This window comes from Acetobacter sp. (assembly GCF_047721705.1).
GTDB lineage: Bacteria > Pseudomonadota > Alphaproteobacteria > Acetobacterales > Acetobacteraceae > Acetobacter.
Window position 1 is genome coordinate 1 of record NZ_JBDNXK010000106.1, and the last position, 10,025, is coordinate 10,025.

Here is a 10,025-nt window from a genome sequence, read left to right on the forward strand (position 1 = left end):
ACATTGCGCTGTTAATAATAGTATTGGTTGGCTGAGATGAAGTCTACAATCAGAAACAAGAAAGCCGTCCGAATATAACCGGACGGCTTTCTGCGTGTAACAACCTGAGAGGACTGTCAGGCAAATGTGTCGAGACTTCCGTCATCAGAAGATGCACTGCTGGAAGAAGCCTTTTCAGTTGTTTCGGACACAACATTTCCACTGGCGTCCTTGACGATAATGGTGATGCTGCCATCAGCATTCACCGTTTCCGTCGTTGTATCAGCCGAGGATGATGAAGACGTCGAAGACGTGCTGCTGGTTGAAGATGTTGAGTCCGCGCTGAACAGACTCGAGACGGATGAAGCTCCGGAAATAGAGCCGATTGATCCCGACATAAGCTGTGCTCCCTATTGTTGGGCACACATATTTTGAGGCGCGAATACTTAATCAGGCGTGAACCGCCACGTAACGAATAGAAACGCTAAGTGACGGTTCATCGTGTTGATCAGGCCAGACAGGCCTGTTCATTGATCTGTCGAATTAGCGTATCCACGACTGATGGATCGGCAAGAGAGGACAGATCGCCTAGACTGTCCGTTTCATTGGAAGCGATCTTCCGCAGTAGCCGCCGGACAATCTTGCCCGAACGCGTCTTGGGCAGTTCGTCGACCAGATAGATCTTTTCGGGAGCCGCATATCGGCCTACGCGCTCGCTAATGGTCTTCGCCAGATGGGCTTCAGACGGCGCGACCTTGTTACTGCGGGCCACGGCGAACACGACAATTCCCTGTCCTTTCAGGTCATGGTTGATCCCGACAGCGGCGGCTTCCGCTACGGAATGATCGGTTGCCACGGCATCCTCGATCTCAGCCGTTCCGATACGATGCCCGGAAACATTGATCACATCGTCCATGCGTCCCGTAATCATCAGATAGCCCGCTGCATCCCGACGAGCGCCGTCACCCGAGAAATATTTCCCTGTGCTGAAGGTGAAATACGTCTCACGGAACCGTTTGTGATCACCCCATATGGTGCGGGCCTGACCGGGCCAGGATGTATTGAAACACAATGGCCCCTCAGCCTCGCCATTGCCGGGAATTGCCTCACCTTTTTCATTGGTGATGGTGGGATAGATGCCGGGAATGCCCGTGGTTGCCCAACCGGGCTTCAGCGGCTGGGCGCCCGCAATGGCGCTGAGCATCGGTCCGGCGGTTTCGGTCTGCCACCACATGTCCAGAACCGGGCAGCGCTTCTGCCCGATGACTTCGTAATACCAGAGCCACGCATCCGGGCTGATCGGTTCGCCAGCAGAAGCAAGGCGGCGGAGCGAGGCGAGGGAGTATTGACGAGGCAGGTCTTCTCCATCCCGCATCAGGGCACGGATGGCGGTGGGAGCCGTGAAGAAACTGGATACGTTGAAACGGTCAATGATTTCCCACCAGCGACCAGCTTGAGGCCAGCTCATCAGGCCTTCGAACAGGAGTGTGGTCGTGCCGTTGGCGAGTGGTCCATAGACGACAAAGGTATGGCCGGTGATCCATGCGACGTCAGCGGTGCACCAATGTGTCGTGCCCGGTTCGGCGGGAAAAGTGAGGTCCACCGTATAGGCCGCCCACACGAGATACCCCCCGGTGGTATGGGCAATCGCTTTCGGTTTGCCAGTGCTGCCGGACGTGTAGAGCAGGAAGAACAGGTCTTCCGCATTCATGATCTCCGGCTCACACACATCCGATTGAGGCGTTATCAGGGTCTGGTAGTCATGATCACGTCCCGGAGTCATGGGCACGTCCGTATCGCTGACATTCACGACGATGACGTTTTTTACCGAACCAATGGAGCCGGTGTGCTTGAGCGCTGCGTCAATAGTGGTCTTGTGCGGAATGGTCTTCGCGCCACGTTTTGCGGCATCGCAGGTGATGACCGCGACCGCACCGGAGTCGATCAGACGTTCGCCGATCCCTTCGGGAGAAAAACCGCCGAAAAGCACCACATGCACCGCGCCAATGCGTGCGCAGGCCAGCATGCAGGCCACGACTTCAACCGTCATGGGCAGATGAATGGCAACCCGATCGCCCCGTTTGATACCAAGGCTTTTCAGGGCGTTGGCGACCCGGCAGACCTCGGAATGTAACTGGCGAAACGTGACTTCGCGCGACACGCCCGGATCATTGCCCTGCCAGATCACTGCAACCTGATCGCCCCGGTCACGCAAATGACGGTCAAGGCAGTTGACGGAAACATTGAGCTGACCATCCTCATACCACCGGATGTCCACATCGCCTTCGAATGTCGAGCGGTTGCCGACTGTGGGAAACTTCGTCCAGTCGAGACGTTGGGCCTGTTCCAGCCAGAAACTGTCCGGATCAGCGTCAACTTCCCTCCGCATGGTGTCGATCTGCGCCGCAGTGGCCGGGTCGACCTTGTCAATTCCCCAAATGGCTGTGTCTGGCTGGATCGTTGTGGACACCGGCATTTCTCCTGAATTGGTGTCGGGCGACCAGAGGATCGCCCGTGATATTATGGCCTGTGCTGGCGTTCTTGTTGTTGTCAGGTCGTTCCGGCTCGGGGCGGAACTCAGTGGTCCACAGTTGGGAGGACCGTTTCCACAATACTGCGGTCAAGAGACTCATATTCGTGGTAGCGAAGTGTTTTGTAGAGTTCTTCCCGCGTCTGCATGCGTGGCAGCATTGCTTCGGTGCTGTCGTCGCGTTGCAGCGTTTCATACAGGTCGGCCTGAGCCTTGTTGGCCACGCGCAGCGAACTCACTGGCCAGATGATCATGCTGTAACCCATTTCCTCGAACTCTTTTGCCGTGAAGAACGGTGTGCGTCCGAATTCGGTCATGTTCGCCAGCAGTTTCACGCCTGGCATGCGTCTGGCGAACTCACGGAACATGTCTGCGGTCGTCAGGGCTTCAGGGAATATCGCATCGGCACCGGCGTCAATATATTTCTGCGCACGGCCGACAGCGCCATCAATGCCTTCGCTGGCGGCGGCGTCTGTCCGCGCCACAATGACGATGTCACGTGCTGCACGGCGGGCAGCGTCGACTTTCATCGTCATCTCGTTGACGGAGGCGAGCTTCTTGTCATTCAGATGACCGCACTTCTTCGGCAGAAGCTGGTCTTCCAGATGAACGGCTCCGGCACCGGCTTCCTCGAACGTCCGAACCATGTTCATCACGTTCAGCGTTTCGCCGTATCCAGTGTCTCCATCGACAAGAAGCGGCAGACCGGATGACCGCACGATCTGCCGGATGAAGAATTCCACCTGATCGATCGTGATGATGCCAAGGTCAGGCAGTCCCATGCTGGCTGTCATCGCCGCACCGGAAAGATAGAGAGCATCAAAGCCCGCATCCTTCGCCTGGAGCGCCGCCTGTCCATTATGCGCTCCCGGAAGTCGGAGAATGCCCGGAGAACTCAGCAGTTTACGGAAGCGGACACCGGCCGACTCTTTCGGGTTTTCGGAACCCACAAGATAAGTCATGCTGCTTTCTCCAGATTGCTTCTCTGATGGATGTGCACGAAATCCCGGTCTTCAGGGCCGACATATTCAGCCGACGGCCGAATGATCTTGCCGTTCTCACGCTGTTCGATGACATGCGCGCTCCACCCGGCAGAGCGGGCGATGACGAAAATTGGCGTGAACATCGCGGTCGGGATGCGCATCATGTTGTAAGAAACGGCGCTGAACCAATCGAGATTGGGGAACATCTTCTTGGTTTCGGCCATCACGGTCTCGATCCGTTCGGCCACGTTGTAAAGCCGCATCGAGCCGTTCTTGCGCGACAGATCGTAAGCTGTGCGCTTGATGATCTCATTGCGGGGGTCAGCGATTGTATAAACCGGGTGCCCGAAGCCGATGACCACTTCACGGTTTTCGATGCGCTTGCGAATGTCGGCTTCTGCCGCATCCGGCGAAAGGTAACGCTGCTGGATTTCGAGAGCGACCTCGTTCGCGCCACCATGTTTCGGGCCACGCAGGGCGCCGATGCCCCCGCATAGAGCCGAATACATGTCGGACCCGGTGCCTGCGATGACGCGGCAGGTGAATGTCGATGCGTTGAACTCATGCTCCGCGTAGAGAATGAGCGAGACATGCATCGCTTTCACCCAGTCCGCCGAAGGCTGCTTGCCGTGCAGGAGATGCAGGAAGTGACCGCCAACACTGTCATCATCCGTCTCGACTTCGATCCGGCGTCCATTGGTGGCGTAATGATACCAGTAGAGCAGGATCGAGCCGAGCGAGGCGACGCAACGATCAGCGATCTCCCGTGCCCCGACAGGGTTCTGGTCGCGTCGTTCCGGCAGCACGCAGCCGAGCGTGGAGAGACCGGTGCGCATGACATCCATCGGGTGCGTGGCAGCTGGAATCTGTTCCAGCACACGCTTCACCTGCTCCGGCAACCCACGCATGGAACGCAGATATTCCTTGTATTCCGCCAGTTCAGCCGGATCGGGCAGGTGGCCGTGAATGAGGAGGTGAGCCACCTCCTCATATTCACAATGCTCCGCGAGATCCTTGATGTCGTAACCACGGTAATGCAGGTCGTTGCCGCTGTGGCCGACGGTGCAGAGCGCCGTCGTGCCTGCGGTCACACCGGACAGGGCGACCGATTTTTTGGGACGTTTGTCCTGAGAGGTTTGCGTCATGTCTGCAGCTCCTCTTTCTTGGTTGCTTCCTTGCGAACTGTCTGAACCGGACTGCGGTCCTGCGTCGTCTGCTGTCCGAAGCCGAAAATGCCTGTGCGGTGGTTGGTTTTGAGTTCACCCGTCGGAAGGATGATTTCCAGTTCGCAAAGCTCTTTCGCGGATAGCTCCGGCAGGCGCTGGGCGACTTCAAGGAACCGGTCAGTTTCCTGCAGCGTGATGATGCCGTCAGTCAGCGTGCGGAACTTTTTGATATAGTCCGGACGCGTCCACGGTGTGGCCCCGAGCGGATGCGCATTGGCGACCGCCAGTTCATCGGAGATGACGGACCCATCATTCATCGTGATGGTGATGCGCCCACCGAAAGCTTTCACGTTCGGATCGATGGAGTGGTAGCGCTCCGTCCATTCCGGACGCTCGATCGTGTGAATCTTCTGCCACAGACGCACAGTATCGGCGCGGTTGGCGCGTTCCGGCGAATAGGAGTGGACGTGGTGCCACGAGCCATCCTGCAGGGCGACCGCGACGATATACATGATCGAATGATCGAGCGTTTCGCGCGAGGCTTTCGGCTCGAATTTCTGCGGATCGTTCGAGCCGGTGCCGATCACGTAATGCGTGTGATGGCTGGTCTCGATCAGAACATCCTTCACGTCGTCCCAGTTCTTCACCTGTTTGCCCAGCTTGAAGGCAAGGTCGATGAGGGCCTGACTCTGATACTCGGCGGAGTGTTCTTTCGTGTAGCTGTCGAGGATCGCTCGCTTGGCTTCACCCTGTTCCGGCAAACGGACGATATATTGCGCATCCTTGCCGTCCAGCATCCACGCGATAAACCCGTCCTCGCCCTCATAGATCGGGCTTGGAGACGTCTCGCCCAGCATGGCGCGATCGACGGATTCAACCGCCATCTTGCCCGCATGGGACGGCGCATAGGCTTTCCAGGAGGAAATCTCGCCCTTGCGGCTCTGGCGCGTGGCGGTGGTCACGTGCAGCGCGTGCTGGATCGACTGATAGATCGTCTCCGTCGGCAGACCGAGCAGGGTGCCGATGCCAGCCGCTACGGACGGACCAAGATGCGCCACATGGTCGATCTTGTGCTTGTGCAGGCAGATGCCGCGCACAAGGTCGATCTGGATTTCGTAGCCCGTGGCGATGCCGCGGATCAGATCCTTGCCGGAACGCTGACACTGCTGCGCCACAGCGAGGATACCGGGAATATTGTCACCGGGATGCGAATATTCAGCCGCCAGAAACGTGTCATGGAAGTCGAGTTCGCGGACGGCGGTCCCGTTGGCCCAGGCGGCCCACTCGGCGTGGACACGAACGTCCGGCCCACAGCCGAAAACGGTCGCGCCACCCGGACGCTGATGAGCCAGCGCCTCAGTCCGTGCGCTCATGACGGAGTGGCGATTGACCGACGCGATGGCAACCGACGCGTTATCGATGACGCGGTTGATGATCATCTCGGTGACGGGGGCTTCGATTTCCACCGGATCGGCCGCCACTTCGGCGATATGCCATGCGAGCTGCTTCTCGCGGGGCAGGCGGTCTTTCTCGGGATGAACCTTGATGTCGTAGGTGTGCATGGCAACCTCGTTGACTGAAACAAGACCGAGTATGGTGAAGTTGCAAAATTCGGCTATAGTGAACGAGGTGAATTGAGGCCATCTGCCAGCCGGTTTTTGCGAAGGGTGCGAAGATGACGAAACGGGCAAACAAAGTCTTCGCCGGATCACGGATTCGGGAGTTGCGTGGTAGAATCAGAAAAACACAGCAGGATCTTGCCCGCGATCTTGGGTTGTCCCCGAGCTATCTCAACCAGATCGAAAACGACCAGCGCCCCGTTCCACCACCTCTTATGTTAAAACTTTGCAGTCTGTTCGGTGTGTCTGCGGCGTATTTCGGGGACAGTGACGAAATCCGGCAGATTCAGGCGTTGCGTGAAATTCTGGGCGATCCTCTTTTCAAGTCCGCCTCCCTGCGACCAGCCGAACTTCAGGCAGCCGTGCGCTCCGCTCCGGGGCTGGCTGATCGTTTCGCGACACTCTATCGCGCTTATCGCGGGCTCAGTCGCGAGCATGTAGCGGCAGACCGGATGCCTTCTGGCGCGATTGAGGGCCTGTCGGGACCGCAGATCGACACCGCCGGCGCACGGGTGGCTGATGGCACTGAACGCATGCCGATGATTTCTCCCTATGAAGCCGTTGGAGACTGGGTTCAGCGGGAGCGGAACTATTTCGACGAAATTGATCGTGCTGCCGAAGATCTTTACGAAACGGCGGCGTTTTCGGAAGGCATTCTGGCAGCCAACCTGTCGCGTTATCTGCGCGATCATCTGGGCGTCCGTATTGTGACGGATGAATCGCTGGGCAGCCGCGCCATGCTGTGGCGTTTCGATAAGCGTGGGCGGCGGTTGCTGCTGGCCGATGGCGTGCCTTCCGAAAGCAGTGTATTCTGCATGGCGCAGGTTGTGGGGCGATTGAGTTACGGACGCCTGCTGGACCGGGCGGTCAAGCGCTCTGGCCTTGCGACGCCCGATGCCCGCGATCTGGCGCATGTGGGAATGAGCAATTACTTCGCCGGGGCGTTGTTGTTGCCCTACACGCGTTTCCGTCAGGCCGCGCGCACGAAACAGCACGATCTCGATCAGTTGCAGCGTCAGTTTGGAGTGAGTTTCGAGCAGGTCTGTCACCGGCTTTCCACGTTGCAGAGGCCGGGGCATGAAGGAATTCCATTTTATTTCATTAAAACGGATATTGCTGGAAATATTCTGAAAAGTTACAGCGCGACACGATTTAGTCTCCCACGCTTCGGGGGGCTCTGTTCGCTGTGGAACGTATTCCGCGCTTTCTCCACGCCGGGCGAATTGCAGGTGCAGGTTTCGCGTACGACAGACGATGCAGTGTTTCTGAATGTGGCGCGAACAGTCGGTCATGTGGGAACCTCGTATTTCGATCGTCCCCGTCGTGTCGCCGTGGTTTTAGGATGTTCGATCGCTCATGCGCCTGAACTTGTTTACGCGGCAGGGCTCGACCTTTCAGATGATCGCACCACAATCCCCATCGGTCCCGGTTGTCGTGCCTGCATCCGTACGGATTGCCGTCATCGTGCGGTACCTGCAGCAGGTTTCCAGATCGATGCCGGAGGAGAGGAGAGGGGAGTCGTTCCGTATCACATGGTTCCGCAAGGAGAGCATTGAGTTTTCATAACTCTTTGTTATCAAGCGCCATGTTTCAGATCAGATTGATTGCTTTTGTCGCACTGGCGCTTTTTTCCGTTCCTGCATGGGCTGACTGTGCCGGGCATTATACTGGAGGCACGGAGCCCTCTTCGAAAGTTGCGTTGATAAAGCTTTGTTCGTTCAGTTATGCGGTCGGGTATTCTCCGACAGATCGTGAAGCATTGTGGAGTGCCGAGCATCTGACCTCGGCGAACATTCAGAGCGCTCAACGCTTGCAGGGACGGGGGCATTTTCAGGAAGATCTCCGCCTTCCTTACGGGCAGCGTTCGGAACCCTATGATTACAAGCGGTCCGGCTGGTCTCGTGGCCACTTGGCGCCTTCCGGCGATGCTCCCAACCGTGCAGCCCGCGAGGAAACGTTTCTTTTCTCCAACATGGTGCCGCAAGCCGCGAAACTCAATTCGGGGGCGTGGAACCATCTGGAAGCCAATGTGAGAAGTCTGGCGTTCCATCAGGGCGATATTTACGTTGTAACAGGACCGGGCTTTCGTGAATCACTGGGCACAATCGGTCCCGATCATGTCCGCGTGCCATCCTCTCTGTGGAAGGCGGTCTATGTGCCGCAAATGAAAACGGTTGCCGTCGTTGTTTGTAAGAACACCACGCCATATCGCTGCAATACGGTCGGACTGGACTCTCTGGAGCGCGTGACAGGCATCGATCCATTTCCTGCCCTGTCGCCTGAAGAGAAAAGCAGGAACACAAAACTTGAGAAAACTCTTGTCAGATAAAGGCGCTTACCGACGCTTCTTGTGACGCCGTTTTTTCAGAAGCAGACGGACAGCGCCATGATTTGCAGCGTGGCTGTGGGTCACCGCAAGAACCATGCCACGCAGATCATCGCGATCCAGCCAGAAGGGAAGTTCCCGCTTGAGAACCCCGCCTTCAGGGCCGGAACCCAGACCTGTGACGATCTCGACACAACGGATATCCGCGCGATAGGCGGCGGAAAGAAATTCGTAGAGGCGCAGAAAGGCTGCTTGCGCCGTCATACCGTGCAGGTCGAGCTTCCGTTCGGGCAGGGTGTGTCCACGGGAAAGACGGTTCCAGCTTCCTGTATCCAGTCCAGCCTGACGGGTGCCGATAGGGGCCGGATGCACAGTATGTTTTTTCCGCGAAATCTTCCCGCGCAAATGTGCCGCAACAGCCAGTTCTCCGGGTGTCATGAAGGCCATGGAGCGCGTCTGATGCAGAAGCAGGGATTGCGCCGGGTAGGTGGCAGGGTCTGATGGAGGGGCTGGCGTTACTTCCTTGAGGCTTTCTGCGTTTTGCCGTGCAGCCTGCCCAGCTTCTTTATGACGGGGGGAGGAGAGGGGCACTGTTGGCTGTCCCGACCGGGCAAGCGGCGTCACGCCCCGGACGAAATTCGACCAGAGCGTTCGTTCCTCGTCATTGATTCCCCGTCGTCGGCGCACCGTCAGGCTCCCGATATTCATGTCCGTTCCTTCATACATTGCTTGCCGACAGAGGGGCTGCAAGCTGCAATTCTCCCACGGAGAAAGGTTTGCCCGGAAATGAAGTGAAAATGTCATCCCGTTAGACGAGATTCCCCCTTACACTCCTGCCCCTGACGTGTCATGGCTGCGCTGGTGCAGCAAGGAAAGGGCACAGCATGAACGACGACGAGGAAGTCATTGTCGGTTTTCTGATCCAGCGCGAGGCGGAGAACGGCGAGCTCTCCTTCTGGGATCCGGAAAACGAATGGGTTGACGATCCCAACGAAGCCACGCTGTACGAAGATGAAGAACTGGCTGAAAAAACGGCAGAGACGCTTCAGGCAGCAGACGAGGCTTCTGAAATCACAGTCGCAGTTGTCATCGAAGATGATGGCGAAGACGACGAGGATGAAGAAGAAGCCTGAGATAGAGGCAATCTGCTGGGCCATAAGGTCCAGCAGATGGTTATCCTCGGGCTCCAGCATCATTTTTTCAGGCAGACGGAAACCCGTTCTGGCCTGACCAGCAGTCTACGCTTTCGAAGCGCATTCTAGCTATAAGTGGCGCCTGTGGTGCGCCTGCTTCCGATCATAATTTCACACATGAAAAACGCGAAGAATGACTTCTCCGCGTTTCCGGTAGTCTTGTGCAAAGGTCAGTATCTGGAGCGCGATCCGCCGGGACCATCGCCCCAGTTGCCGCCAGGACCGGTTG

At 57.4% G+C, this 10,025-nt stretch carries 9 protein-coding genes; 3 read left to right on the top strand and 6 right to left on the bottom strand.

All coding sequences use genetic code 11. The features are described 5' to 3' along the window. Positions 1-116 precede the first annotated feature (116 nt). From ABF824_RS14020 to ABF824_RS14040, 5 genes are all read right to left on the bottom strand, one after another. On the bottom strand, positions 117-377 hold the full coding sequence (locus ABF824_RS14020; RefSeq protein WP_415489625.1) for a hypothetical protein: 261 nt from the start codon (positions 375-377) through the stop codon (positions 117-119). 110 nt (positions 378-487) lie between these two features. Further along, complete coding sequence (gene acs, locus ABF824_RS14025) at positions 488-2,455, bottom strand: acetate--CoA ligase (protein ID WP_415489626.1); 1,968 nt, start codon at positions 2,453-2,455, stop codon at positions 488-490. 101 nt (positions 2,456-2,556) lie between these two features. Beyond that, the gene (gene prpB / locus ABF824_RS14030; protein ID WP_415489627.1) at positions 2,557-3,471 is read right to left on the bottom strand and encodes a methylisocitrate lyase; all 915 of its coding nucleotides are present in this window, start codon (positions 3,469-3,471) and stop codon (positions 2,557-2,559) included. Continuing rightward, entirely contained in the window at positions 3,468-4,637 is a 1,170-nt protein-coding gene (gene prpC / locus ABF824_RS14035) for a 2-methylcitrate synthase (RefSeq protein ID WP_415489628.1), read from the bottom strand. Before prpC ends, prpB begins: the two co-directional genes overlap by 4 nt. Beyond that, the gene (locus ABF824_RS14040) at positions 4,634-6,220 is read right to left on the bottom strand and encodes an MmgE/PrpD family protein (RefSeq protein WP_415489629.1); all 1,587 of its coding nucleotides are present in this window, start codon (positions 6,218-6,220) and stop codon (positions 4,634-4,636) included. The genes prpC and ABF824_RS14040 overlap by 4 nt, the downstream gene beginning before the upstream one ends. 113 nt (positions 6,221-6,333) lie before the next feature. Here ABF824_RS14040 and ABF824_RS14045 point away from each other — a divergent pair, with 113 nt between their 5' ends. Further along, positions 6,334-7,833, top strand: a complete 1,500-nt coding sequence (locus ABF824_RS14045; RefSeq protein WP_415489630.1) for a helix-turn-helix domain-containing protein — start codon at positions 6,334-6,336, stop codon at positions 7,831-7,833. A 29-nt stretch (positions 7,834-7,862) separates the two neighbouring features. Beyond that, complete coding sequence (locus ABF824_RS14050; RefSeq protein ID WP_415489631.1) at positions 7,863-8,606, top strand: DNA/RNA non-specific endonuclease; 744 nt, start codon at positions 7,863-7,865, stop codon at positions 8,604-8,606. Positions 8,607-8,612: 6 nt separating this feature from the next. On the opposite strand, the gene ABF824_RS14055 is transcribed toward ABF824_RS14050, so the two are convergent. Next, on the bottom strand, positions 8,613-9,311 hold the full coding sequence (locus ABF824_RS14055; RefSeq protein WP_415489632.1) for a Smr/MutS family protein: 699 nt from the start codon (positions 9,309-9,311) through the stop codon (positions 8,613-8,615). 176 nt (positions 9,312-9,487) lie between these two features. On the opposite strand from ABF824_RS14055, the gene ABF824_RS14060 reads away from it, so the two are divergent. Continuing rightward, entirely contained in the window at positions 9,488-9,736 is a 249-nt protein-coding gene (locus tag ABF824_RS14060) for a hypothetical protein (protein ID WP_415489633.1), read from the top strand. The last annotated feature ends 289 nt before the right edge of the window (positions 9,737-10,025 follow it).